The sequence below is a fragment of the Amycolatopsis sp. genome (genome assembly GCF_035276945.1).
Lineage (GTDB): Bacteria > Actinomycetota > Actinomycetes > Mycobacteriales > Pseudonocardiaceae > Amycolatopsis_E.
This window is the reverse complement of sequence record NZ_DATELF010000028.1, coordinates 1-24,896: the sequence shown is the minus strand read 5'-3', so window position 1 is coordinate 24,896 and position 24,896 is coordinate 1. Positions and strand designations below refer to the sequence as shown.

Sequence of the window (24,896 nt, the reverse complement as noted above, 5' to 3'; positions counted from 1 at the left end):
AGGAAGAGTTATGCGGACGCTGGTCGTCGTCGGGCACGGCATGGTGGGCCATCGGCTGGTCGAGGCCTTGCGGGCCGAGGACATCGAGAACTCCTGGCGTGTGGTCGTACTCGCCGAGGAGCCGCGCCCGGCGTACGACCGGGTCGCGCTGACCTCCTATGTGGACGGCTGGGACGCGCAGGCGCTCACGCTGTCCAATTCGGACTACCTCGGTGACGAGCAGGTGGAGCTGCGGCTGAACGACCCCGTCGCGCGGATCGACCGCGAGGCCAGGACGGTCACCACCGCGAGCGGATTCGCCCAGCCCTACGACGCGCTGGTACTGGCGACCGGGTCGCGCCCGTTCGTCCCGCCGGTGCCGGGGCACGACCTGCCCGGCTGCTTCGTCTACCGCACGATCGAGGACCTGGACGCGATCCGGGAGGCCGTCGAGAAAGCCAAGGCGGTCAAGCGGGGGCGGGCCGCGGCCATGGTAATCGGTGGTGGGCTGCTCGGCCTGGAGGCCGCGAAAGCCCTCCGTGACATGGGGCTTTCCCCGCATGTCGTGGAGATGGCGCCACGGCTGATGCCGATCCAGGTGGACGAGGGCGGTGGCAGCCTGCTGCGGAACCTGGTCACCGAACTCGACCTGACCGTCCACACGGGAACGTCCGCGGAGAAGATCGAACCGGACGGGGATCGCCTGTTGACCAAGCTCACCAACGGCACCGAGCTGGACCTCGACCTCGTGGTGTTCTCCGCCGGCGTTCGGCCCCGTGACGAGCTCGCCCGCGAGGCCGGGCTCGACGTCGGCCAGCGCGGCGGCATCCTGGTCGATCTCTCCTGCCGTACCAGCGATCCGGACATCTACGCCGTCGGTGAGTGCGCCGCGGTGGAGGGCCGGTGTTACGGGCTGGTGGCGCCCGGCTACACGATGGCCGAGATCGTCGCGGCCCAACTGCTGGGCAAGAAGGGCACGTTCCCCGGCGCCGACATGTCGACCAAGCTGAAGCTGATGGGTGTCGACGTGGCGAGCTTCGGAGACGCGCACGCGGCCACGGAAGGCGCCCTCGAGGTCGTGCTCGCCGATGCGGTTTCGGGGTACTACAAGAAGCTCGTGGTGTCGCCCGGCGGGACTTTGCTCGGTGGTGTCCTTGTCGGCGACGCGAGCTCGTACAACCTGCTGCGGCCACTGGTGGGCAGACCGCTGCCCGCCGAACCGGCCGCCATGCTCGCGCCGGAAGGATCCGGTGCCGCCGGCGTCGGCGTCGAGGCGCTCCCGGACGAGGCACAGATCTGCTCCTGCAACGCGGTCACCAAGGGCGCGATCACCGAGGCGATCGTCATGCAGGGCTGCGACAGCGTCGCGGCGGTAAAGGGGTGCACGAAGGCCGGCACCACGTGCGGGTCCTGTGTACCGATGCTGTCCAAGCTGCTCGACCTGTGCGGCGTCCAGCAGTCCAAGGCCCTGTGCGAGCACTTCGCGTACTCGCGGCAGGAGCTGTTCGAGATCATGAAGGCGACCCGCGTGGCGAGCTTCGGGGAGCTGATCGCCAAGCACGGCACGGGGTCCGGCTGCGCGATCTGCAAGCCCGCGGTCGCCTCGATTCTGGCCACAATGGACACCATTGCCGGCGAGGGCGGGCACATCCTCGACGGAGAGCAGGCCACGCTCCAGGACACCAACGACCACTTCCTGGCCAACATGCAGAAGAACGGGACCTACTCGGTGGTGCCCCGGCTGCCCGGCGGGGAGATCACGCCGGAGAAGCTGATCGTGATCGGCGAGGTGGCCAAGGACTTCGGGCTCTACACCAAGATCACCGGTGGCCAGCGGATCGACCTGTTCGGCGCGACCGTGGACCAGCTTCCGCTCATCTGGCGGCGGCTGGTGGACGCCGGGTTCGAGTCCGGCCACGCCTATGGCAAGGCACTGCGCACGGTGAAGTCGTGCGTCGGCTTGACGTGGTGCCGGTACGGGGTCCAGGACAGCGTCGGCATGGCGGTCGAACTGGAGCTGCGGTACCGGGGTCTGCGCTCGCCGCACAAGATCAAGGCCGGCGTTTCAGGCTGCGCGCGGGAATGCGCGGAGGCCAGGGGCAAGGACTTCGGCGTGATCGCCACGGAGAAGGGCTGGAACCTCTACGTCGGCGGCAACGGCGGCACCATGCCGCGGCACGCCGATCTGCTGGTGTCCGATGTGGACTCCGAATCGCTGGTGCGCTACATCGACCGGTTCCTGATGTTCTACGTGCGCACGGCCGACCGTCTGCAGCGGACCTCGTCGTGGATCGAGGAGCTGGACGGCGGGCTCGACCACCTGCGTGAGGTCATCGTCGAGGACAAGCTCGGCATCTGCGACGAGTTGGACGAGGCCATGGTCAAACACGTCGAGAACTACGCCGACGAGTGGCGCGGTGTGCTGGAGGATCCGGAGAAGCTGGCGCGGTTCACCTCCTTCGTGAACGCGCCGGGTGCCCCGGATCCGACGATCTCGTTCCGGGTGGAACGGGAGCAGAGGGTGCCTGTCCTGCTTGGTGTTCCGGAGGTGGTGTCGTGATGACCGTTGTCGATGAGACGACCAAGACCGTGCCGATCTGCGAGGTCGGATGTCTGATCCCGGGGCGCGGGGTGGCGGCGTTGTTGCCGGACGGCTCCCAGGTGGCGATCTTCCGCACCGAAAGCGACGAGTTCTACGCGCTGTCGAACATAGACCCCTTCGCCCGTGCGGCGGTGCTCTCGCGCGGGATCACCGGGGACGCGCAGGGCGTGCCGTTCGTGGCTTCGCCCATGCTCAAGCAGCGGTTCGACCTGCGCACCGGCAGCTGTCTCGACGACGAGTCCGTGGCGGTGCGGACCTACCCGACACGGATCGTCGAAGGTGTGGTGCACATTTGCCCATGAACAGCGACCGAGCCGTGCCCTCCGCGATCCTGCCTATCGCCGGGTTCGCGGTGGGCATAACCGCCGCGAGGCGCGCGGACGAGCTCGGCGCGCTTCTCGTCCGTAGAGGGGCGACCGTCCGGTACGGCCCGGCGATCCGGATCGTGCCGCTGGCCGACGACACCGAGTTGCACGCCGCGACCGTCACCCTGCTCGAAGACCCGGTGGACATCGTGGTGGCCACCACCGGCATCGGGTTCCGCGGCTGGATCGAGGCGGCCGAGGGGTGGGGACTCGGGGACGAACTGCTGACCGAACTGCACAAGGTGACGTTGCTGGCGCGTGGCCCGAAGGCGAGGGGCGCGATCCGCGCGGCCGGGCTGTCCGAGAGCTATTCACCGGCGTCGGAGAGCAACGCCGAGCTGCTGCAGCATCTGCTCGAGTCCGGAGTGGATGGTCAGCGGATCGCGATGCAACTGCACGGCGAGCCGTTGCCGTACTTCGTGGACTGCCTGATCGAGGCCGGTGCCGAGGTGATCGAGGTGCCGGTCTACCGGTGGGTGGGACCGTCGGATCCCGGCCCGCTGGACCGGCTGATCGACGCGGTGCTGGACGGGTCCATCGACGCGATGCCGTTCACCAGCGCGCCCGCCGCGGCGAGCATGCTGGCGATGGCCAAGCGGACCGGGCGGCTGGCGGCACTCGTGGACGCGCTCACGCACCGGGTGCTGGTGGCCTGCGTGGGCCCGATCACCGCGGCGCCGCTGGCGGCGCTGGGCATCCCGACGGTCCAGCCCGAACGGGCCAGGATCGGCGCACTCGCACGCACGGTGGCGGAATCCCTCGTGGCCCGCTCACCGCGGCTGTGCGCGGCGGGTCGGCAGATCGAGCTGCGCGGTCAAGCGGCCATTGTGGACGGTCACCTGTGCGAGGTGGCACCTGCGCCGATGGCGGTGCTGCGTGCGCTCGCCGCCGAGCCCGGCCGGGTCGTCTCACGCCGCGAACTGACCTCGGCGCTACCCGGCGGCGGAGAGGAGCACGCCGTCGAGACCGCCATCGGCCGGCTACGCACGTCCCTGGGCGAAGGCAAGCTCGTGCAGACCGTCGTCAAACGCGGGTACCGGCTGGCGGTGGAGCGGTGATCGTCCTGGTGGCGCACGGAACTCGGGCACCTGAGGGCGCCATGGTCGCCGAGGAACTGGCGCGGCGGGTCCGGGCCGAAGCGGGTTTGCCGGTGCGGGTCGCGTACGCCGACGTGCGGCAGCCCGACGTGACGAACGTGCTGAACTCCGTGCGTGGGCATCAGGCCGTGGTGATCCCGGCGTTCCTCGCCGCCGGTTACCACGTCCGCACCGACATTCCGGCGCAGATCGCGGCCAGCGGACATCCCGGCGTGGTACTCGCCGAGCCGTTCGGTCCCGCGCCCGAGCTTCTCGAAGTGGTCAGGGACCGGCTCGAGTGGGCGGGCCGCCGGCCTGGGGACGCGGTCGTGCTCGCCGCCGCCGGCTCGAGTGACCCACGCGCGCTGGCCGAGGTCCGCACCGCCGCCGATGCGCTGTCGCGGGAACTGGGGACCGGTGTCCGCGTCGGTTACGCGGCCACCGCACGACCGTCTGTCGCGGACGCCGTGTCGCTGGCGCGCGGCCGGGGACGGCGGGTCGCCGTGGCATCCTGGCTGCTGGCGCCCGGTCTGTTCCAGCGCAAGGTGGCCGATTCGGGGGCCGACGTGGTCGCCGAGCCGCTCGGCGTCCATCCCGCCGTCGTCGACCTCGTGGTGCGCCGCTACCACCAAGCCCTCCAGCAGATGGTCGCCGCCTAGTTTTTGTTATCCGGTCGCCTTTGATCACGTCTGCTCCTGCGAACAGCCGATCTTTCGAAGGAGATCACGCAGTGCAGTCGAGAGAGTTGAGCGCGGTCGGGCGGCGGCGGGTGCTGGCGGCCGCGTTGGGTGCCGGCGCGATGGCCGGGCTGGCGGCCTGCCGGCCAGAGGGCTCCGCGGGGGGTCCGGCTTCGGGCTCGCCGAGCCCGACCAGATCGCCGGCCGCGTCCAGTTCGGCCGGCCCGTCGCAGGTCCCGCCCAGCAGTTCGTCGGTCCCGGCCAGCAGCTCGTCGGCGCCGTCCGGCGGATTCGCGCATCCCGGCCTGCTGCATACCCAGGCCGACTTCGACCGGATGGCGGCGAAGGTGACAGCCGGTGCGCGGCCCTGGAAGGACGGCTGGGACCGGCTGGTCGCCAACTCCCATTCCCAGACCAGCTGGCAGGCCAACCCCCAGGCGACGGTCTACCGAGGTTCGGGCAGCCCGGAGAACTACGGCAAGCTCTACCACGACATCCATGCCGCCTACCAGAACGCGCTGCGCTGGAAGATCACCGGCGACGCCGCGCACGCCGAGACCGCGGCGGCCATCCTCAACGCGTGGGCGGGGACCCTGACCAAACTGGACGGTTCCGCGGACAGGTTCCTCGCTGCCGGCATCTACGGATATCAGTTCGCCAACGCGGCCGAGATCCTGCGCGACTATCCCAGGTTCGACCTCGCCGGCGGCCGGCACGTGCTGAAGTCGGTGTTCTACCCGCTCAGCAGTGACTTCCTGGCTCACCACAACGGCGCCGACATCGCCCACTACTGGGCCAACTGGGACCTGTGCAACATCGCCGCGGTGCTGGCGATCGGCATCCTGTGCGACGAGCAGGCCAAAGTGGACGAGGCGGTCGGCTACTTCAGGACCGGCGGCGGCAACGGTTCCCTCGGGCATGCCGTGCAGTTCACCTACCCCGGCGACCTGGGCCAGTGGCAGGAGAGCGGACGCGACCAGGGGCACACCACGCTGGGCATCGGGCTGGCGGGCACGGTCTGCGAAATGGCGTGGAACCAGGGCATCGACCTCTACGGGCACGACGACAACCGGTTCATGAAGGGCTGCGAGTACGTCGCCAGGTACAACGCCGGGCAGGACGTCCCGTTCACGGCCTTCGACTGGGTCTCCGGACCGGGATCGCGCACGAAGACCATCGGCACGGTGTCCCCGGACAGCAGGGGAAACAACCGCCCGGTGTGGCAGATGGTCTACCAGCACTACGCCCGCCGGCGTGGACTGTCCGTGCCGAACATGGCGGCCTACGCCGCCAAGCTCGGAGTCGAAGGGGGCGGCGGCGACTACGGCCCGAACAGCGGCGGCTTCGACCAGTTCGGCTTCGGGTCGTTGACCTTCACACGCTGATCACGACCAGGTGAGGCGGAGGCCGGGAAAGCCGCGCACCGCGGCGACACGCTCGGCCTCCGCCTCGGCCTCCTTCCGCGCGGCGGGCGAAATGCTCCAGAATGGACCAATCGTGACGTCGAGGCGCTTGCGCCCGCTTGCCTTCGCGCGCCAGGTTCCGGCGATCTCCCCGTGTACCAGCAGTGCCCCCGGGTTGCCGATGATCTTCCATACCTGCTTCTGCAGGTCCCGGTCCGGCACCAGCACCCCCCGGTCCCGGCACTGCAGGAACGGATCCCACGGCGGCAGCAACCGGACGATGCCGGGTTCCGGCGGAGCTTCCAGCAGCGGAACGGCCGGCTCTGGCAGGAAGGCCTTCCGGCCCGCGTCTTCTGGGGGTGCGACCCCCAGACCCCGGCTGGGGGCAAGCCCCCGGACCCCCTTGAGACGAACCTCGGTCAGGCCGTCCGGCCACATCCGTTTGGCCAGGCCGGTCGTGGTGCCCACGAAGCCCGCCGCGTCCGCGGGCGTGGCCGGACCGTGCAGGCGCAGGTAGTCGGCGACGACCGCGGTGGCCGCGGCCGGGTCCGGTTTGGTCCGCATCGGCGGTCGTCCCTCGATGGGCGCGAGCGTGGCCGGTGAGATCCCCGCCGCCAACCGGATCCCGCCATGGATCGCGGCGAGCCGCATCACCTGCTCCAGGATGTGCGTGGCCTGGCAACCCCGGCACCAGTAGGACAGGCCCGCCGGGATGATCTTGGTGACCGCCGTGCTCACCGCGCCCTTGGTCATCGGCTTGTCCACCACCTCGCGCATCGCACGAGCCGCCGTGAACAACCCTTCCGTCGCGCTGATCCCCGCCGCTTCGACCATCTTCCGCTGGAAGAGCATCCGGTTCGTCGCGTCGGTCTCGTCGAGGGGAACGAGTGCCCGCGTGACCGCCGGCAGGTCCTCCCGGCGGTGGAAGTGCGGCGCGCCACGGTGAGTCCACGCGAGCACGAACCGAGGATCGTCCACGAAGGACTCTTCGGTGATTCCGCCCGCGACCCGGGCCGCGAGCGCGATCGCCGCGGTCTCCCGCTGGGTGCTCTGCACACCGAGATCGAATACCGCGAGTGCGGCGAGGTCCGGCTCGTCCCGGTGCAGGCCGTGGGCCGCGATCCGGTAGGCGAGGACCTGCGCACGATCAACTTCCAGCAACCCGATCCCCTGCTACAACGTGTACTCGAAGGTGTAGTTCATGGTCTCGCTCGCGCCCGCGACGGTGCCGTGGCCGGTCAGCCCCGCCAGTTCGCCGGTGGCCGAGCCGGGGATCACGGTGAAAGTGCCCCGCACGCCATGTGCGGAATACCCTACCTCGTGCCGGATCACGAAACTTCCCTTCCGGCCGTCGACGCTGCCCTCGATGCGTTCGAAACCGGGCGCGGTCTGGTTGTCGCCCTCGTAGCCGTCACCCGCGTAGTACAGCAGGTAGTCGCAGATCGAGGCGCCTTCGATGACGCCTGAATAGGCGAACGTCGCGTGTGCGTGAGCGAACCGCGGAGCGCCCTCCTGGCCGCTGACAACCCGCTCGTCCCAGCTCTGCATGGTGAATGTGTCGCTCATGGGGGAGAGCTTCCCATCCATACCTGTCATGCTGTGTCAGGATTTCGGGGGAGGCTGAAACTCATGCGGGCGAGCAGGCTGCTGTCGGTGCTGTTGTTGTTGCAGAACCGTGGGCGGATGACCGCCGAAGAGCTGGCGGGAGAGCTCGAGGTGTCGGTACGCACCGTGTACCGGGACATCGAGGCCCTTTCGAGCGCCGGTGTGCCCGTCTACGCCGATCGCGGCCGCACCGGCGGTTACCGCCTCCTCGACGGTTACCGCACCCGGCTGACCGGGTTGACCGAAGAGGAGGCGCAATCGCTGGCACTAGCGGGGTTGCCGGCCGCGGCGAGCGAACTCGGCCTGGGCACGGTGCTCGCGGCCGCGCAGCTCAAGCTCCACGCGGCGCTGCCGGAGGAGTTGCGCGCCGGCGCCGGAAAGGTGACCGAACGTTTCCTGCTGGACATACCTGGCTGGTTCCGTGGCGTGGAGAGCTTGCCGCGGCTGGCCGAGCTCGCGCGTGCCGTCTGGGAAAACCGCCGGACAAAAGTGCGTTACCAACGCTGGGACAAGAGCGAGGTGACCCGGGTCCTCGACCCGCTGGGACTGATACTGAAGGCCGGGAACTGGTATTTCGCGGCGCGGTGCGAGAATATGGACCGGACTTATCGCGTTTCCCGCGTTCTGGAGCTGGACGTGCTTTCCGAATCCTTCGACCGGCCGGAAAATTTCCATCTTGCCGATTACTGGCGGCGGTGGTCGGAACAGTTCGAGCGGCGCCTGTACGCACGCGTCGCGATGGTGCGCCTTTCCCCGCTCGGGCGGGATCTCGTACCGTTCTACTTGGGAGCCGTCGGCGCGCGAGCGCTGCGGGATGCCCAGGGCGAGCCTGACGACGACGGGTGGGTGCGGGTGGAACTACCGGTGGAGCCGGGGGCCCCGGCGCTGGGCGAGCTGTTGCGGTTCGGTCCCGAGCTGCAGGTGCTGGCGCCGGCCGAGCTCCGGGCCAGGATGGCCGAGGCCGTCGCGAAAATGGGGGCTTGCTATGGGTGATCTCAGCGGGGTCACGATCGGGGTGACGGCGGAGCGGCGGGCCGAGGAGTTCATCCGCGCGCTGGAACGCAATGGCGCCACGGTACGGCACGGCCCGATGATCCACATCGTACCGTTGCCCGACGACCGGAAGTTGCGTTCCGCCACGGAAGACGTGCTCGCCGAGGACATCGACATCCTCGCGGTGACCACCGGCGCCGGATTCCGCGGCTGGATGGACGCCGCCGACGGCTGGGGCCTCGGCGAACGCCTGCTCGCCACGCTGCGCCGCGCGCGCATTTTCGTCCGCGGTCCAAAGGGGAAGGGCGCGGTGCGCGGCCGTGGCCTCACCGAGGAGTGGGCGGCGTCCGAGGAGAGCAACCGGCAGCTGTTCGGGCACCTGGTCGAGTCCGGTGTGGACGGTCTGCGGGTCGCGGTGCAGCTGCACGGCTCACAGCTGCCGGAGCACACCGCCGCACTGGCCCGCGCGGGCGCGCACCTGATCGAGGTGCAGCCGTATCGCTGGGAGTGGCCGGCCGACATGGGCCCGGCGTGCCGGCTGCTGGACGGCGTGCTCGAAGGCCGGGTGCACGCACTGGCCTTTACCAGCGCACCGGCCACCGCGAACCTGCTGACCCTCGCGCGCCGCCGAGGCGCCTACGAAGACCTGCTCCGGGCCCTGCGCGGCGATGTCGTCTGCGCCTGCGTCGGCCCGGTGACCGCGGGCCCGCTGACGGAGGCCGGCGTGCCCACCCTCCAGCCCGAACGCCAGCGCCTCGGCGCCCTGGTCAAGCTCCTGGTCTCCGAACTGGGTTCCTAGTGCCTCGCCCCTCGGATCGTTTCACGTGTCCGTTTCATGCTGCCACCGGTAAGCGCGGAGGTTGACCCGCTGGCCGTCGGCGAGGACGCCTTCGGCGCGCAGCAGTTCGAGCTGCCGGTGCGCCAGGTGGGGCGCGGGTGTCCCGTTCGCGCGCAGGATCCGGTGCCAGGGCAGGTCGGCGCCGTCCTCGGCGAGGATCCGGCCCACCACACGGGGTGACGGCGCGCCCGCGACAGCGGCGATGTCACCGTAGGTCGCGACCCGGCCGGGTGGCACGGTCGCGATCACTTCCCGCACCCGCTCGTGCAGCTCCTCGTCCACGTTGTCAAGCTACGCCGCGGCGAACGGTCCCGTTCGCTGGGCTTGACGCAATCAACGGCACATTCGTGGCGTGCCGTTCCCGAAAGGATCAGACCCTCGTGGTTCCATCACTGCGTGAGCGGGAACCGAAGGCAGGCCAGGCTGGTACGTCGGCCGGTCGAGCCCGCGCGCCCGCGGCACTGGGACGGCGGCGCCCAGGCGGTCATCGACGGGCCGCGCGGTTTCGTGCGCGTGCTCGGCGGACCGGGCACCGGTAAAACGACCCTGCTCGCCACCGCCGCCGCCCAGCGCATCGACGCCGGGATCGATCCCGAACGGTTGCTCGTGCTCACCAGCTCCCGGCGCGCCGCGGACGCGCTGCGAGCCGACATCACCCATCGGGTCATCTCCGGCGCGCGCACGATCCGTGAGCCCATCGTACGCACCGTGCACTCGTACGCGTTCGCCCTGCTGCGCCTGCAGGCGAGCTTCCAGGGGCTGCGGCCGCCCCGCCTGCTGTCGAGCCCGGAGCAGGACGTCGTGATCCGGGAGCTGCTGGCCGGTGACCTCGAGGCCGGCGCCGGGTACTGGCCGGAGCAGCTTCGTCCCGCGCTGCGGGTACCCGGGTTCGCCGAGGAACTCAGGGACCTGCTGCTGCGCGCGGCCGAACGCGGCCTGGGCCCGGAGGACCTGATCAAGCTCGGCCAGCGTCTCGACCGGCCGCAGTGGGCGGCGGCGGGCCGGTTCTGGCGGCAGTACGAGGAAGTGACGGTCCTCCAGGGCGCGGGGGGTTCCCCGGCGCTGGACGCCGCGGAACTGGTGGCCGGCGCCCTCGTCGAGATGGAGGGCGACCCGGACCTGCTCACCCGCGAGCAGGCCCGGATCCGGCACGTGTTCGTCGACGACGCACAGCATCTCGACCCTCTCCAGTACCGCCTGCTGCGGCTGCTCGGCTCGGCGGCCGAGGACTTCGTGCTGGCCGGCGATCCCGACCAGGCCGTCTTCTCCTTCCGCGGCGCGGACCCGGCCCCGCTCGCCGACGCCGATGCCGGCGGCACCCGCACCGTCACCCTGACCAGGACACATCGGCACAGTCTCGCCGTGCACGGCGCGGTGACCAGGCTCGCGGGCAAACTGCCCGGAGCGAACCGGCACCGCCTCTCGAGCGTGCACCCGGACCAGGACGAAGGCGCGGTCAAGGTCCGGTTGATGCCGACGCCGTCGGCCGAGGCGAGCTGGGTGGCCGACCAGTTCCGCCGCGCGCATCTGATGGACGGTGTGCCGTGGTCGGAGATGGTGGTGCTGGTCCGCTCACCGGGCCGCTCGTTCCCGGTGCTGCAACGGGCGTTGCGCGCCGCCGGGGTGCCCATCTCGTCGGCCACCGAGGAGCTGCCGCTGGCCCGGCAGCCCGCGGTCCGTCCGCTGCTGGGCGTGCTGCGGGTGGCGGCGAACCCCGGGGTTCTGGACGTGGACCTGGCCGAGATGCTGTTGTCGTCCGCGCTCGGCGGCGCCGATCCGCTCGCCCTCCGCCGGACGCGCCGGGGCCTCCGAAGGCTCGAAATCGCCGGAGGCGGGCACCGATCGAGCGACGAGTTACTGCTGGAAGTGTTGCTGGACAACGACAAGCTGGCCGGGCTGCCCGACGCCGAGGCCGGTCCGGTGCGCCGGGTGGGCGGCCTGATCGCGATCGCCCGCGCGGCCATCCGGCGGGGTGCCAGTGTCGAGCAGGTGTTGTGGAAGGTGTGGCAGGAAAGCGGTCTCCGGAACCGGCTGGTCCGGATGGCCACCGGTAGTGGCAGCCTGGGCGCGCAGGCGGACCGGGATCTGGACGCGATCGTGGCGCTGTTCCACGCGGCCGGACGTTATGTCGACAGGTTGCCCAAGGCGGGCGTGGCGGCCTTCACCGAGTACCTGTCGTCGCAGAACATCGCGGGAGACAGCCTGGCTCCGGTCGCGGCGCGCGGCGAGGGCGTGTCGATACTGACCGCGCATGGCGCCGTCGGTCGCGAGTGGACGGTCGTTGCGGTCGCCGGGGTGCAGGAGGGCAGTTGGCCGGACCTGCGTTTGCGTGGAACCCTGCTCGGCGTGGAGAAGTTGGTGGATCATCTGTCCGGTGTGGATGGAGACGGTGTCTCGGCCACCGCTCCCATTCTTGCCGAGGAACGGCGGTTGTTCTACGTCGCGGCGAGCCGGGCTAGGCGGACGCTGCTGGTCAGCGCGGTCGCCGGGGAGGACGAGCAGCCGTCCCGGTTCGTCGACGACATCGAACCGGGCGGCGTCGACGAGTCCGGCGCCGATCCCCGGATGAAATCACCGGGACGATCCCTGGTGCTGGCGGAACTGGTCGGTGAGCTGCGCAGGGCCGTCTGCGACGAGCGGGTCGAGCCGGAGCGGCGGCAGCGCGCGGCCCGCCAGCTCGCGCGGCTGGCGGCGGCCGGAGTGCCCGGCGCGCATCCGGACTCCTGGTACGGCGTGGTCGAGGTGTCCACGGAGGATCCGCTGTACGGCTCGGGTGACGTCGTGCGGATCTCTCCGTCCACAGTGGAAACGTTGCACAAGTGCCCGTTGCGCTGGCTGATCGAGCGGCACGGCGGCAGCGACCCGGCACAGCTCGCCGCGGTCACCGGCACGCTGGTGCACGGCCTCGCCCAAGCGGCCGCGTCCGGTGTGGACGAGCAACGCCTGCGCCAGGCGCTCGACGAGGCGTGGGCCAGGGTGGACGCCGGGGCGCCGTGGTTCTCCCGCCGCGAGCGCGGCCGGGTCGAGCAGATGGTGCGCAACTTCCTGACCTGGCTGGAAAACAGCCGTGACGAGCTGAAGCAGCTCGGGGTCGAGCAGGACATCGAGGTCGAGCTGCCGGTCGGCGAGGACGGCCTGCTGGTGCGCTTGCGCGGCCGGGTCGACCGGCTGGAGGCCGACCGGGACGGCCGCCCGGTGATCATCGACCTCAAGACCGGCAAGACGCCGGTCACCGCGGCCGACGCCGAGGCGAACCCGCAGCTGGCCGCCTACCAGCTGTCGGTGCTGCTCGGGGCCTTCGGCGAGGACAAGAGTCCCGGCGGCGCGCGACTGGTCTACCTGGCCAAGTCACACAACAGGACCGGTGCCACCCAGCGTGCCCAGCCCGCGCTGGACGACGAGGGCGGCAGACGCTGGCTCGAGCTGGTTCGCAAGCTGGCCACGTCGGCTTCCGGGCCGGAGTACCAGGCCAACGAGAACACCGACTGCGATCGCTGTCCTGGGAAGGGCTCGTGCCCGCTCCGGCCAGAGGGCAGGCAGGTGACCGAGTGACGAAACCGGATCGTGACAGCCAGGGCGAGCACGATGCGCGCCTTCCGGTCACGCGCGAGGTCGTGGAAGATCAGCCCGTCTCACCGGCGGAGGTGGCGGACGCGCTGGGTCTGCATCCCCCGACGCCGGAGCAGGCCGCGGTGATCGCGGCGCCGGTCGAGCCCGCGCTCGTCGTGGCCGGGGCCGGTGCGGGCAAGACCGAGACGATGGCGGCCAGGGTGGTCTGGCTGGTGGCCAACGGGATCGTCACCCCGGAACGCGTACTCGGCCTTACCTTCACTCGCAAGGCCGCACGTCAGCTGGCGGAGCGGGTGCGGGCCCGGTTGCGCAGGCTCGCCGGGTCGGGCCTGCTGGACCGGATCGACCCGGGTGGCCGGCGTCGCGCCGAGGTGCTGGCCGGCGAGCCGACCGTGCTGACCTATCACGCCTACGCCGGGCGGCTGCTCGGCGAGCACGGTCTCCGGCTGCCCGTGCAACCCGGCGTCCGGCTGCTCTCGGAGACCTCGTCGTGGCAGCTGGCCCACCGTGTCGTGTCCACTTGGGACAATGACCTCGAGACGGACCGGGTGCCCGCCTCGGTCACCGCCCAGGTGCTCGCCCTTGCCGGTGAGCTGGGGGAGCACCTGGTCGACGAGGGTGCGCTCGCCGAATACACCAGTAGGCTGTGCGAACTGATCGAGCACGCGCCGCGGGCCAGGGGGCAGCGCGCCGCACTGCCCAAGGCACTTGAGGAAGTCCTTGCGGCACAACGGTTCCGGCTGGCCCTATGGCCGCTGATCGAGGAGTATCACCGCCGTAAGCGGGCGGAAGGCGCGCTGGATTTCGCCGACCAGATGTCGCTCGCCGCGCAACTGGCGACCGGGTACCCCGAGGTCGTCGAGGGGGAGCGGGACCGCTACGGGGCCGTGCTGCTCGACGAGTACCAGGACACCGGGCACGCGCAGCGGATCCTCCTCCGCTCTCTTTTCGGCGGTCCCCGACGGCGTCCGCTTCCGGTGACCGCGGTCGGTGACCCGGCGCAGGCGATCTACGGCTGGCGAGGGGCGAGCGCGGCGAACCTGCCGCGGTTCACCACGGACTTTCCGCGGCACGACAACGAAAACCTCGTCCCCGCCCGGCAGTTCGGGCTGCTGACCAGCTTCCGGAATCCACCGGAAGTGCTCACCCTCGCCAACGGGATCGCCGAGCCGCTGCGCGCCCGCGGTCTCGGCGTCGAGCAGTTGCGGGCTCGCGACGGCGCCGGTCCCGCCGACATCGAATGCGCGCTGCTGACCGATATCCGTGCCGAACGCGAGTGGGTCGCGGAAGCGGTCGCCCGGCGATGGTTCGACGTGCTCGCCGCGACCGGATCGCCGCCGACGGCCGCGGTCCTGGTGCGGCGGCGGGCGGACATGGCGCCGGTCGCGGCGGAGTTGCGGGCACGAGGGTTGCCGGTCGAGGTGGTCGGGCTGGGTGGCCTGCTCGACGAACCCGAGGTGGCCGACCTGGTGGCCACGCTGCGCGTGCTGGCGGATCCGCTGGCCGGGACGGCGACCGCGCGGCTGCTCACCGGTGCCCGCTGGCGGCTCGCGGCCGCGGACCTGGCCGCGTTGTGGCGCAGGGCCAACCAGATCGCCGCGCCTCCGCCGAGTCCTGCGGGGGTGCGGCCCCCGGACCCCGCCTCGGGGCAAGCTCCCGGACCCGCGGCCGGAGAGTCCACTGTAGACGAGCTGTTCACCGAGCGTGCCGAGCAGACCGGTCTGATCGACGCACTGGACGACCCCGGCGACCCTGTGCGGTACTCCGAGCCGGGCTACCGCCGGATCGAGGCGCTGGCCGGCGAACTCGCCCGCTTGCGGCTGCGGCTGGACCAGTCGCTGCCCGAACTCGTCGCCGACGTCGAGCGGACCATGCTCCTCGACGTCGAATCGCTGGCCAGGCCGGGCGGCGCCGGCCGGGCCCACCTCGACGCGTTCGCCGACGTGGTCGCCGAGTTCGCCGAGACCGCGCCCGACGCGACTCTGATGTCCTTTGTGGATTATTTGTCGACCGCGGCGCACGCGGAGGACGGCCTGACCCCGGGTGAGGTCGAGGTGCTGCCCGACCGCGTGCAGGTGCTCACCGTGCATTCGGCGAAGGGCCTGGAATGGCAGGTCGTGGCCGTGCCGCACCTGGTGGAGGGGGTTTTTCCGAGCAAGCGGCGGTCCTCCTCCTGGCTGCGCACCCTCACCTCGCTGCCTGCGGCGCTCCGTGGGGACGCGGCGGACTTGCCCAGGCTTCGGGTGTCGGAGGGCATGGACCGGAGGGAAATCCTGGAGGCGCTGGAAGAACACGAGGCGAACTTCGCCGAGCGTGAGGCCGAGGAGGAGCGCCGGCTCTGTTATGTGGCACTCACCCGGTCCGAGCATGCCCTGCTCGTCTCCGGGCACTGGTGGAACGAGACCAGCAACAAGCCCAAGGGGCCCTCGGCGCTCCTCACCGAACTCAGCGAACTCACCACGCCGGTGACGTGGGCACCGGAACCGCCTGCCGACCAGGAGAACCCGCTGGTCACCGAGGGCCGCTCGGTGCGATGGCCGGCCGATCCGCTGGGGGATCGGCGGGGCGCGGTGGCCGAGGGCGTGGAGCTGGTCCTGGCCGCCATGACGGCCAAGTCAGCAATGACAGCCATGTCAGCCATGTCAGCAATGTCAGAGCCCCCGGTCGAGGAGAGTGACGATTCGGATCCGGACGGCTGGATCGCCGACACCGACGTGCTGCTCGCCGAGCGCGCGGCCGCGGGTGCGGCGGGTGAGCAGGTGGTGCTGCCGGGCCAGCTTTCGGTGAGCCAGTTGGTCGAGCTGGCTCGGGACCCGACCGGTCTCGCCGACCGGCTGCGCCGCCCGCTTCCCGTGCCCCCGAACACGTTTGCCCGGCGGGGCACCGAGTTTCACGGCTGGCTGGAGCGCCGGTTCGCCGGGGAGCGGTTGTTCGAACTGGACGATCTCCCGGGAGCCGCCGACCCGGATGAGGCCGGCGACGAGGCTTTCGAGGAGTTGCGGGCCGCGTTCGAGGCGAGCGGTTGGGCGCTGCGAACACCACATGAGGTCGAGGTCCCGTTCTCCACCGAGATCGACGGTGTGACCGTGCGTGGCCGGATGGACGCCGTGTTCGCCGAGCCGGACGGCCGCTGGACGGTGGTCGACTGGAAGACCGGCGCGATGCCGGAGGAGGACCGTCTCCGCGCGCAGGCTGTCCAGCTCGCCGCCTACCGCCTGGCCTGGGCCTCCCTTTCCGGCACGCCACTGGAAAAGGTGAGCGCCGCGTTCCACTATGTGCGCGAAAACCACACTCTGCGCCCCGCGGACCTCCTCGACGCCGACGGTCTGGTCGAGCTCCTCCGCTCCGTACCCGCGCCGGAGTGAGCCACCGGCCTGGCTGATCCTTTACCATCCGCCGGGTGCGTGATCGCGACCCGACGCTCGCCGGCCTCATCAGGATGCCCGAGCCGTCGATCAGCCCGCTCCGGTCGATCCTACGCAGGATCGGCGGCGCGCTGGTGGCCCTGCTGGCGACCGTGCTGATCGTCTACGCGGACCGGACCGGCTATCGGGACGCCAACGGCGACGGTTTGTCTCTTCTGGACTGCTTCTACTATTCGGTGGTTTCGCTGTCGACCACGGGCTACGGCGACATCACCCCGGTCACCGCGGCGGCCAGGCTGGTCAACGTCCTGATGATCACCCCGCTGCGGGTCCTGTTCCTCGTCGTGCTGGTAGGTACCACACTGGAGGTACTGACCGAACGTTCGCGGCAGGCTTTCCGGATCCAGAAATGGAGGTCCAGGGTGCGGGACCACGTGGTGGTCGTCGGCTTCGGCACGAAGGGCCGCTCCGCCGTCAAGACCCTGCTCGGCGACGAGACCGTCGAGCCGAATCGCATTGTCGTCGTGGACACCGACCAGCAGGCGCTCAACGCCGCCACGGCACTCGGACTGGTTACGGTGCACGGTTCGGCGACCCGGTCCGACGTGCTGCGGGTCGCCGGTGTGCAACGAGCCCGGGCGGTCGTCGTCGCGACCAACCGCGACGACTCGGCCGTCCTGGCGACGCTGACGGCCCGGGAACTCGCCCCCAAGGCGCACATCGTCGCCTCGGTGCGGGAGGCGGAGAACGTGCACCTGCTCAAGCAGTCCGGCGCGGACCAGGTCGTCGTCTCCAGCGAGACCGCGGGCCGGCTGCTCGGCCTGGCCACCTCGACACCGGCCGTCGTGGACGTGGTCGAGGACCTGCTCACCCCGGAATCGGGGCTGGCCATCGCCGAGCGGCCGGTCGAGCCCGCCGAGGAGGGCGGCTCGCCGCGCCACCTGTCCGACATCGTGCTCGGTGTCGTCCGCGACGGCACCCTCCACCGCGTCGACTCGCCGCTGGTCGACGCGATCGAATCGGGTGACCGCCTGTTGTACGTGCGAAAGGTCACACCCGTTGAACACGCGGAGTGACGGCGGTGGCGGCCACTCGGGCGCTGTGCAACGCCCGGGGATCTGGAACCATTGACGCGTGCTTCGCTGGAACAGCCTTGCCGTCGCCGCCCTGGTCGGCATCGCCATCGTGACCGCCGTCTGGTGGGCGGGTCCGGGCGCCCTGGGCGTGAGGGCGCCCGCGCCGAGCACGGTCGCCGAGGCGACCGTCACCACGCCGGCTTCCTGCTCGGGCGCGAACCCGACGGAGACCGTGGAGTTCCAGCAGGCGGGCCAGCCCCGCACCGGCACCCTCGATGCCTGCGGCCATGACAAGAACGACCGGGTGGAGGTCACCGTCCCGGCCGACTTCGGCACCGGCTCCGCGAGCGTGCACCTCGCCGACGTGATCCAGGGCCACAGCGACCTGCGCCGCCCGGTGGGTCTCGCGCTGCTGGCCCTGTCCTGCCTCGGCGGCGGCACCTACGTTTTCCTCGTCCAGCGCGGACGCCGCCAACCCGCCCTCGTCGCCTGACCGCGCGAGTCGGGCTTTCGCGACACCCGAGTCCGGCTTTCGCGACAGGCGAGTCGGGCTTTCGCGACAGGCGAGTCGGGCTTTCGCGCAGCGCGAGCCGCACCTTCGCCATGACTGAGTCCCACCTTCCCGACGGGTGAGTCCCGCCAACGACTCGCGGCCCGTCCGGGCGCACGGGCCGCACGGCCACGGTCAGGGCGTCGCCGAACGAGCGGAAGTCGCCCAGTACGGCCGAGAGTTGGTCGGCGACGAAGGTGAGCCGCCGGGCAGCTCGAACTGGATCGGGACGGGCAGTCGGGTGGCCATCGTGTCTCGCTCCGATCCGGATTCTTCAACCGGCTCCGGCGTGCCTTTGGGACGGTTCGTGCCGTGACCGGTTCCTCCAGGCGCGTGCGTCTCGAGAGCACTACCCCGGGCTATGAGACGTCGGCGGCCGGCGCCGAGAAGGTGTTGCACTTGGCGATGCGGTTGAACTGGGCGCCTGTCCGCCACCACGTCGCGTAGTGCGCGTTGGTGCCGTGGTCGTGGCTGCCGGAGGTGTTGTCGCCGCGGGTGTCCTGGTCCCGCCACGCCTTGGCGTACATCTCGTGGGTCACCGAACCGCCCCGGTCGACCACCGCGCCCAAGAACATCCCCGAGAAGCACTGCGCCTGGAGTTCCTTGCGCCGGGCCAGGTCCAGGCCGATCGGGCTGAGCTGGCCGGCCTGGTAGATCTGCTGCCACACCGCGTCCATCATCCCGGCGACCTCCTGCACGTGGTGGCCGTACTCGTGGGCGATCAGTGCGAGATAGACGCCGGGATTGTCGCCGTACTGCTCGATCTGCAGGCCCTTGAACGGGACGTAGAGGTTGTTGTCGCAGTAGTAGGCCGCGGTCGCCACCCCCACCGCGATGTTGCCGCACGCGGTCTGGAAGCTGGTGCCGCTCGGAAAGTGCAGCGTGGGCGGGACGAACGGCAGGTGGTAGTACTCCAGGAACGGTCCCCAGGCCTGGTTGAGGCACCGGGTGGCCGCCGTGAAGAACGCCTGCGCGCCGGCTTCGGTGCTCTCCCAGTCGGGCAGCACGCAGACGATGTTCTGCAGCCCGGCGCTCGGGTCCTGCAGGATGGGGTGGTCGGCCAGCTTGAGGATCTTCTGCCCCGAGCTGGCGCCGCCGCCCGAGCTCGCGCCGGACCCGTCGCTGCTCGATGCCGGTGCGGTCGCGGAGGTCCCGGACGCGACCTGCCCCGTCGAGCCGTCGCCCGGCCACTTGCTCACCAGGATCACCACGACGAGCCCGATCAGCAGCACCACCACCACGCCCTGGATCAGGAGCGCCACCGGGTAGGACGACCTGCCAGCGCGGTGGCGCCGGTGTCCGGGACCGCGGCGGTGGGTATTCGGGGCGTGCGTCATTGGCAGCCAGCATAACGAGGGAGATCACCGTGCGGCCGTGCCCACCATCGCCCGGCGTGGCGCGTTCTGCGAGAGTGGGCACGGAAAGCGGGCCGACTGAGGAGTCTTCATGAGCGACAACGGCGACTGGGTGGATCCCAGCCGGCAGGGAGACCGACCGCAGCCCCCGCCGGTGCCGTCCGGTCATGACGCGGGGTACGGCAAACCGGGTGTGGTCCCGTTGCGGCCGCTCACCGTGGGCGAAATCCTCGACGGCGCCATCGCGACGATGCGCCGCCATGCCGCGCTGGTCTTCGGGGTTTCCGCGGTGGTCGCGCTGATCGAAACCGGCTTGAGCGTTGCCGCGAGTATCTGGCTGCTCAGCGGGCTGGGAAACGTCCCACGACCCGGTCCGGCCGCCACCGAGCAGGAACTGCTCAACTACAGCGGCCGGCTGCTGGGCCAGACCGCGGCGACGCTGGGCGTGACCCTCGCGGTCACGGTGCTGGTCCGCACTTTCCTGACCGGATTCATGACCGTCGTGGTGGGCAAGGCCGTGCTGGGCAAGCCGATCACCTTCGGCGAGGCGATGACAGAGCTGAAGCCGCGGCTGTTGCCGCTGGTCGGGGTGACCGTGCTCTACACGCTGATGGTCACGGTCGGCTCGATGTTCTGTCTGATCCCGGGCCTGTGGCTGTATGCGCTCTTCGGCCTCGCGAGTCCGGCGCTGGTCCTCGAGCACGCGGGGATCAGGCAGTCGCTGAACCGGTCCCGGACGCTCGTCCAGGGTGCCTGGTGGCGGGTGTTCGGGATTCTGCTGCTCACCACCCTTTGCGCGGCGGTGATCAGCCTGGTGATCCAGATCCCGTTCAACCTGTCGCTGGGCTTCGGCGCGGCGGGCACGGACCAGCTTGCCGGCATGTCGGTCGGGCAGCAGTTGCTCAGCGGCGCCGGCGAAGTGATCGCGGCGACGCTGGTCGGCCCGTTCGTGGCGGGTGCGACCGCGTTGCTCTACATCGACCAGCGGATGCGCAAGGAGGGCATGGACATCCAGCTGGCCCGGGCGGCGGGAACGGTGTGATTCCCGCCCTGCCCGGCGAGGTTCCGATCGTCATCGACGCCGACGAGGCCCGGCGTGCGGCCGAGACGGAGCTGGCGAAGCACGAGTACCTCCAGGCGCGGCCGAACCTGCTGAGCCGCGTGCTGGGCTGGATCGGGCAACGGCTCGGCGAACTGTTCGAGGAGGCCGCACGGATCACGCCGGGCGGGCCGCTGGGACTGCTCGTGCTGCTGGTCGTCGTGGTGCTGCTCGTGGTGGTGATCCGGCTTCGCGTCGGCAAGTTCGCGCGCACGAACCGGGTGCCGCGGCAGGTGTTCGAAGACCGGTCGCGCAGCGCTCGCGACTACCGTCGGGCGGCCGAGGAGGCCGCGGCGGCCGGGGATTTCGCCGTCGCGGTGCGGGAGGAGTTCCGGGCGATCGTCCGTGAACTGGAGGAACGCGGCGTGCTCGGCGAACTGTCCGGCCGCACCGCCGACGAGGCGGCGCGGGAGGCGGGCTCGCGGCTGCCCGCTGCCCGTGACGAACTGCTCGCGGCGGCCGAGCTGTTCGACGCGGTGCACTACGGCGGCCAGTCGGCGTCCACTGTGGACTATGAACGGCTGGTCGCGTTGAATCGTAAGGTGCCCGCGTGACAACGGTTTCTCCGGACGCCAAGCGCATCTGGCGAGCCGCGCGCGTACCGGTGTTCATCGCCGTGGTGGTGTTGCTGGCCGCCATCCTGCTGACGCTCACGCGCGGTGGCGGGCCGCGCGGAGACCTGGATCCCGGTTCCGCGGAGCCCGGCGGTTCCCTCGCCTTGACCAGACTGCTCACCCAGCAGGGCGTGCGCGTCGTGCCGGCCAGGACCTTCGACCAGGCGTCCTCGGCACTCTCCCAGGACGCCACGCTGCTGGTCACGGACCCGGACCTCGTCCAGCCCGCCCGGCTGGCGGAGCTGCGAGGCCGCGTGGACACGGCCGTGCTGGTGGGGGCGCGTCAGGATGTCCTCGACCTGCTGCTTCCCGGAGTCGTCGCCAGGGACGAGGCCGAGGTGACCGTCCGCTCACCGGGTTGCACGGTGGCGGCGGCGGTCGCGGCCGGGAACGCGATGCTCGGTGGCACCGGCTACTGGGCCCATCAGACGGCGAGGACCTGCTACGACGGTTCCCTGCTCCAGCTCGGTCCCACGACCCTGCTGGGCACCGGCGTACCGCTGACGAACGAGCGGCTGGCGACCGAAGGTGACGCGGCGCTGGCCATGCGCCTGCTCGGCCACCAGAGCACGCTCGTCTGGTACGTGCCCTCGCCCGGCGATCCGGCGGCGGGGCCCGGCAACCGGTCATCGCTCGACCTGATCCCCCGCGGGTGGCTGTTCGGGGCGATCGAGGTGGGGGTGGCGGCCGTGCTGTTCGCGTTGTGGCGGGCCCGGCGGCTCGGGCCCGTGGTGCCCGAGCCGTTGCCCGTGGTGGTGCGCGCCGCGGAGACGGTCGAGGGCCGCGCGCGGCTGTACCGGCGGTCGCGATCGACCGGGTACGCGGCGGATGTCCTGCGCCAGGCCGCGATCGACCGGCTGCGCCCGGTGCTCGGGTTCGGCGCGGGCGCCGAACCGGCCGCGGTCGTCGAGTCGGTGTCGGCCCGGACCGGCCGGGCAGGCGCCGAAGCCGGGGCCCTGCTGTACGGTCCGGCTCCGGGTGACGACGCTTCGCTGGTCCGGCTCGCCGACGAGCTGGACCGGCTCGAGAGGGAGGTACGCGGTGAGTGATCAGGCACGGGACACGCTGGTCGCGCTGCGGGCCGAGGTCGGTAAGGCGGTGGTCGGCAACGATGCCGCGATCACCGGGCTGATCATCGCGTTGCTGTGCCGGGGGCACGTGCTCGTCGAGGGTGTGCCTGGGGTGGCGAAGACGTTGCTGGTGCGCGCGTTGGCCGCGGCACTGGACCTGGAGACGACCCGGATCCAGTTCACTCCCGACCTGATGCCCGGCGACGTCACCGGTTCCCTGGTCTACGACGCGCATTCCGGTGAGTTCTCCTTCCGGCAGGGGCCGGTGTTCACGAACCTGGTGCTCGCGGACGAGATCAACCGCACGCCGCCGAAGACGCAGTCGGCACTGCTGGAGGCGATGGAGGAGCGGCAGGTGTCGGTGGACGGCAGGCCACGGCCGCTGCCGGATCCGTTCATCGTGATCGCGACCCAGAACCCGGTGGAGTACGAGGGCACCTACCCGCTGCCCGAGGCGCAGCTGGACCGGTTCCTGCTGAAGCTCACCATGCCCGCGCCCGCGCGGGAGGACGAGATCGGCATTCTGGCCCGGCACGCACAGGGCTTCGACCCGCGTGATCTCAAGGCCGCCGGGATCAGGCCGGTCGCGGGCCCGGCGGAGCTGGCGGCCGCGCGGTCCGCGGTCGGCGGGGTGACGGTGAGCCCGGACGTGCTCGGCTACGTCGTCGACCTGTGCCGGGCCACGCGGTCACTGCCCTCGGTGCGGCTCGGCGTCTCACCTCGCGGCGCCACGGCCCTGCTCGCCGCGGCCCGGGCGTGGGCGTGGCTGGCGGGGCGCTCCTACGTGACCCCGGACGACGTCAAGGCGCTGGCCCGGCCGACCCTGCGGCATCGCCTGGATCTGCGCCCGGAGGCGGAGCTGGAGGGCTCCACCGCGGATGGCGCGCTGGAGCGCGTGCTCGCCACCGTCCCCGTCCCCCGCTGACCGATGGCGATCACCGGGCGGGTCGGGGTCCTGGCGCTCATCGGCGTCATCGTGGTCGCGCTGGCCGCGCCGTCGTGGACCGGTGTGCTCGCCGTGGTCGGCGTGCTTGCCCTGGGCGTGCTCGCCGATCTCGCGCTCGCGGGAGGCGTGCGAGGTCTGCGGTTCACCCGCGGTGGCGCGTCCTCCGCCCGGCTCGGCGAATCCGTCGAGGTCGCCCTGACCGTCACGAATCCCGGCCGGCGACGGGTGCGCGGGGTGCTGCGGGATGCGTGGCCGCCGAGCGCGGGCGTGCTGGAGGACCGGCATCCGCTCGTGATCCCCCCGTCCGGCCGGAGCCGCCTCACCGTGCGGCTGCGGCCCGCCCGGCGCGGAGACCGCCGGGCCTACCGGGTCACGGTGCGTTCGGTAGGCCCGCTCGGTCTGGCCGCCCGGCAGGGCTCACACCGGGTGCCGTGGACGGTGCGGGTGCTGCCGCCGTTTCACAGCCGCAAGTACCTTCCGTCGCGGCTGGCCCGGCTCCAGGAGCTCGACGGCCGCCAGGCCGCTTTGGTGCGCGGCGAGGGCACCGAGTTCGACTCGCTGCGGGAGTACGTGACCGGCGACGACGTCCGGTCCATCGACTGGCGGGCCACCGCGCGCGCTTCGGACGTCATGGTGCGCACCTGGCGCCCCGAGCGAAACCGGCAGCTGTTGCTGGTCCTGGACACCGGACGGACTTCGGCGGGGCGGGTCGGGAACTCGCCCAGGCTCGACGCGGCCATGGACGCCGCGCTGCTGCTGGCCGTGCTCGCCTCGCGCGCCGGTGATCAGGTCGACCTGATCGCCTACGACCGGCGGCTCCAGGCGAAGGCCGGCGGGTCGGGCGAGGCGTTGCCGTCGCTGGTGAACGCGCTGGCCCCGCTCGAACCGAGCCTGGTGGAGACCGACGCGCGGGGGATGGTCGCCGAGGCGCTGCGCCGTGCCCGCCGCCGGTCGCTGATCGTGTTGTTCACCGGCCTGGACGCGGCGCCGCTCGAAGAGGGCCTGCTGCCGGTCCTGCCGTCGCTGACCGCCCGCCACCGCCTGCTGGTGGCATCGGTGGGCGACCCACGGGTGGCCGAGATGGCCCAGGAGCGCGGGGACGCCGAAGCCGTTTATGACGCCGCGGCCGCCGAACGCGCGCTCGCCGAACGCCGTCATGTCACAGCACTGCTCGCGCGTTACGGGGTCGAGGTCGTCGACGCGGTCCCGGACGAACTGCCGCCCGCGCTGGCCGACCGTTACCTCGCGCTCAAGGCCGCCGGGCGCCTGTGAGCCTCAGTTGGTGGTGATGACCAGGAACAGGCGCCGGTTGATGGTTTCCATCACCTCGGGGGAGACGTCGCCGAGCCGTTCGGCCAGCGAGCTTTTCGGTACGTGGTCGAGCCGGGTGTAGGCGATGCGGTGGCCGCCCGCGGCGATGATCTCCATCGGGTTCGCCCGGTCCACGACCTCCATGGTGATCACGTACGGCACGTCGGCGAGATCGTTGAACATGTCGCCGCTGTAGATCAGCACCCGCCGCGGCTGTGGGTCTGGGGGCTCCACCCCCGGACCCCCGGCGGGGGCAGGCCCCCAGACCGCTGTGTTTTGTGGGGGTGCCGCCCCCACGCCCCCGGTGGGGGCGGGTCCCCAGACCGCTGTGTTTTGTGGGGGTGCGGCCCCCACGCCCCCGGTGGGGGCGGGTCCCCAGACCGCTGTGTTTTGTGGGGGTGC

21 protein-coding genes are annotated in these 24,896 nt (G+C 71.1%); 16 read left to right on the top strand and 5 right to left on the bottom strand.

Annotated features, from left to right (window positions below; translation table 11 throughout):
- The first annotated feature begins 10 nt into the window (after positions 1 to 10).
- From nirB to VJT49_RS03770, 5 genes are all read left to right on the top strand, one after another.
- Positions 11 to 2,539, top strand: coding sequence for a nitrite reductase large subunit NirB (gene nirB / locus VJT49_RS03790; protein ID WP_324163259.1), 2,529 nt, complete (start codon positions 11 to 13; stop codon positions 2,537 to 2,539).
- On the top strand, positions 2,539 to 2,883 hold the full coding sequence (gene nirD, locus VJT49_RS03785; RefSeq protein ID WP_324163258.1) for a nitrite reductase small subunit NirD: 345 nt from the start codon (positions 2,539 to 2,541) through the stop codon (positions 2,881 to 2,883). Before nirB ends, nirD begins: the two co-directional genes overlap by 1 nt.
- Positions 2,880 to 4,004, top strand: coding sequence for a uroporphyrinogen-III synthase (locus tag VJT49_RS03780; protein WP_324163257.1), 1,125 nt, complete (start codon positions 2,880 to 2,882; stop codon positions 4,002 to 4,004). Before nirD ends, VJT49_RS03780 begins: the two co-directional genes overlap by 4 nt.
- The gene (locus VJT49_RS03775) at positions 4,001 to 4,681 is read left to right on the top strand and encodes a sirohydrochlorin chelatase (protein WP_324163256.1); all 681 of its coding nucleotides are present in this window, start codon (positions 4,001 to 4,003) and stop codon (positions 4,679 to 4,681) included. Before VJT49_RS03780 ends, VJT49_RS03775 begins: the two co-directional genes overlap by 4 nt.
- 71 nt (positions 4,682 to 4,752) lie before the next feature.
- A complete protein-coding gene (locus VJT49_RS03770) occupies positions 4,753 to 6,084 on the top strand; it encodes an alginate lyase family protein (protein WP_324163255.1) in 1,332 nt (443 codons plus the stop codon).
- Here the strand turns inward: VJT49_RS03770 and VJT49_RS03765 are convergent, their stop codons facing one another.
- Positions 6,085 to 7,263 carry a DNA glycosylase AlkZ-like family protein gene (locus tag VJT49_RS03765; protein ID WP_324163253.1) on the bottom strand — a complete coding sequence of 393 codons (1,179 nt, stop codon included), beginning with the start codon at positions 7,261 to 7,263 and terminating at the stop codon, positions 6,085 to 6,087.
- Positions 7,264 to 7,275: 12 nt separating this feature from the next.
- A complete protein-coding gene (locus VJT49_RS03760) occupies positions 7,276 to 7,668 on the bottom strand; it encodes a DUF3224 domain-containing protein (protein WP_324163252.1) in 393 nt (130 codons plus the stop codon).
- Between the two features lie 63 nt (positions 7,669 to 7,731).
- On the opposite strand from VJT49_RS03760, the gene VJT49_RS03755 reads away from it, so the two are divergent.
- Together VJT49_RS03755 and VJT49_RS03750 are read left to right on the top strand one after the other, a co-directional pair.
- The gene (locus VJT49_RS03755; RefSeq protein WP_324163251.1) at positions 7,732 to 8,700 is read left to right on the top strand and encodes a helix-turn-helix transcriptional regulator; all 969 of its coding nucleotides are present in this window, start codon (positions 7,732 to 7,734) and stop codon (positions 8,698 to 8,700) included.
- A complete protein-coding gene (locus VJT49_RS03750) occupies positions 8,693 to 9,499 on the top strand; it encodes a uroporphyrinogen-III synthase (RefSeq protein ID WP_324163250.1) in 807 nt (268 codons plus the stop codon). The genes VJT49_RS03755 and VJT49_RS03750 overlap by 8 nt, the downstream gene beginning before the upstream one ends.
- Positions 9,500 to 9,520: 21 nt before the next feature.
- Here the strand turns inward: VJT49_RS03750 and VJT49_RS03745 are convergent, their stop codons facing one another.
- Entirely contained in the window at positions 9,521 to 9,820 is a 300-nt protein-coding gene (locus tag VJT49_RS03745; protein WP_324163249.1) for an MGMT family protein, read from the bottom strand.
- A gap of 114 nt (positions 9,821 to 9,934) precedes the next feature.
- Between VJT49_RS03745 and VJT49_RS03740 the strand changes: the two genes are divergently transcribed.
- The 4 genes from VJT49_RS03740 (at position 9,935) to VJT49_RS03725 (ending at position 18,042) form a co-directional block, all read left to right on the top strand.
- Positions 9,935 to 13,090 carry an ATP-dependent helicase gene (locus VJT49_RS03740; protein WP_414635802.1) on the top strand — a complete coding sequence of 1,052 codons (3,156 nt, stop codon included), beginning with the start codon at positions 9,935 to 9,937 and terminating at the stop codon, positions 13,088 to 13,090.
- Positions 13,091 to 13,152: 62 nt separating this feature from the next.
- Positions 13,153 to 16,473: an ATP-dependent DNA helicase gene (locus VJT49_RS03735; RefSeq protein ID WP_324163298.1), complete on the top strand. Its 3,321-nt coding sequence runs from the start codon at positions 13,153 to 13,155 to the stop codon at positions 16,471 to 16,473.
- Between the two features lie 74 nt (positions 16,474 to 16,547).
- Positions 16,548 to 17,549 carry a potassium channel family protein gene (locus VJT49_RS03730; RefSeq protein ID WP_324163297.1) on the top strand — a complete coding sequence of 334 codons (1,002 nt, stop codon included), beginning with the start codon at positions 16,548 to 16,550 and terminating at the stop codon, positions 17,547 to 17,549.
- A 58-nt stretch (positions 17,550 to 17,607) separates the two neighbouring features.
- Positions 17,608 to 18,042, top strand: a complete 435-nt coding sequence (locus tag VJT49_RS03725) for a hypothetical protein (protein WP_324163248.1) — start codon at positions 17,608 to 17,610, stop codon at positions 18,040 to 18,042.
- A 416-nt stretch (positions 18,043 to 18,458) separates the two neighbouring features.
- Here VJT49_RS03725 and VJT49_RS03720 read toward each other — a convergent pair whose 3' ends face one another.
- The gene (locus VJT49_RS03720; RefSeq protein ID WP_324163247.1) at positions 18,459 to 19,361 is read right to left on the bottom strand and encodes a neutral zinc metallopeptidase; all 903 of its coding nucleotides are present in this window, start codon (positions 19,359 to 19,361) and stop codon (positions 18,459 to 18,461) included.
- 184 nt (positions 19,362 to 19,545) lie between these two features.
- Here VJT49_RS03720 and VJT49_RS03715 point away from each other — a divergent pair, with 184 nt between their 5' ends.
- From VJT49_RS03715 to VJT49_RS03695, 5 genes are read left to right on the top strand one after another with little or no spacing between them, the layout of a single operon-like run.
- Complete coding sequence (locus tag VJT49_RS03715; protein ID WP_324163246.1) at positions 19,546 to 20,496, top strand: hypothetical protein; 951 nt, start codon at positions 19,546 to 19,548, stop codon at positions 20,494 to 20,496.
- Entirely contained in the window at positions 20,493 to 21,107 is a 615-nt protein-coding gene (locus tag VJT49_RS03710; protein ID WP_324163245.1) for a DUF4129 domain-containing protein, read from the top strand. Before VJT49_RS03715 ends, VJT49_RS03710 begins: the two co-directional genes overlap by 4 nt.
- On the top strand, positions 21,104 to 22,216 hold the full coding sequence (locus VJT49_RS03705; RefSeq protein ID WP_324163244.1) for a DUF4350 domain-containing protein: 1,113 nt from the start codon (positions 21,104 to 21,106) through the stop codon (positions 22,214 to 22,216). Before VJT49_RS03710 ends, VJT49_RS03705 begins: the two co-directional genes overlap by 4 nt.
- Positions 22,209 to 23,162 (top strand): MoxR family ATPase, encoded by a 954-nt coding sequence (locus tag VJT49_RS03700; RefSeq protein ID WP_324163243.1) that lies wholly within the window; start codon positions 22,209 to 22,211, stop codon positions 23,160 to 23,162. Before VJT49_RS03705 ends, VJT49_RS03700 begins: the two co-directional genes overlap by 8 nt.
- 3 nt (positions 23,163 to 23,165) lie before the next feature.
- Entirely contained in the window at positions 23,166 to 24,455 is a 1,290-nt protein-coding gene (locus VJT49_RS03695) for a DUF58 domain-containing protein (RefSeq protein WP_324163242.1), read from the top strand.
- A gap of 3 nt (positions 24,456 to 24,458) precedes the next feature.
- Here the strand turns inward: VJT49_RS03695 and VJT49_RS03690 are convergent, their stop codons facing one another.
- Positions 24,459 to 24,698 carry a hypothetical protein gene (locus VJT49_RS03690; RefSeq protein WP_324163241.1) on the bottom strand — a complete coding sequence of 80 codons (240 nt, stop codon included), beginning with the start codon at positions 24,696 to 24,698 and terminating at the stop codon, positions 24,459 to 24,461.
- Positions 24,699 to 24,896 lie beyond the last annotated feature (198 nt).

Coding starts and splice junctions, on each gene's coding strand:
- VJT49_RS03760 (WP_324163252.1), bottom strand. CDS start 7,668: ATGAGCGACACATTCACCATGCAGAGCTGGGACGAGCGGGTTGTCAGC.
- VJT49_RS03755 (WP_324163251.1), top strand. CDS start 7,732: ATGCGGGCGAGCAGGCTGCTGTCGGTGCTGTTGTTGTTGCAGAACCGT.
- VJT49_RS03715 (WP_324163246.1), top strand. CDS start 19,546: ATGAGCGACAACGGCGACTGGGTGGATCCCAGCCGGCAGGGAGACCGA.
- VJT49_RS03750 (WP_324163250.1), top strand. CDS start 8,693: ATGGGTGATCTCAGCGGGGTCACGATCGGGGTGACGGCGGAGCGGCGG.
- VJT49_RS03780 (WP_324163257.1), top strand. CDS start 2,880: ATGAACAGCGACCGAGCCGTGCCCTCCGCGATCCTGCCTATCGCCGGG.
- VJT49_RS03695 (WP_324163242.1), top strand. CDS start 23,166: ATGGCGATCACCGGGCGGGTCGGGGTCCTGGCGCTCATCGGCGTCATC.
- nirD (WP_324163258.1), top strand. CDS start 2,539: ATGACCGTTGTCGATGAGACGACCAAGACCGTGCCGATCTGCGAGGTC.
- VJT49_RS03730 (WP_324163297.1), top strand. CDS start 16,548: ATGCCCGAGCCGTCGATCAGCCCGCTCCGGTCGATCCTACGCAGGATC.
- nirB (WP_324163259.1), top strand. CDS start 11: ATGCGGACGCTGGTCGTCGTCGGGCACGGCATGGTGGGCCATCGGCTG.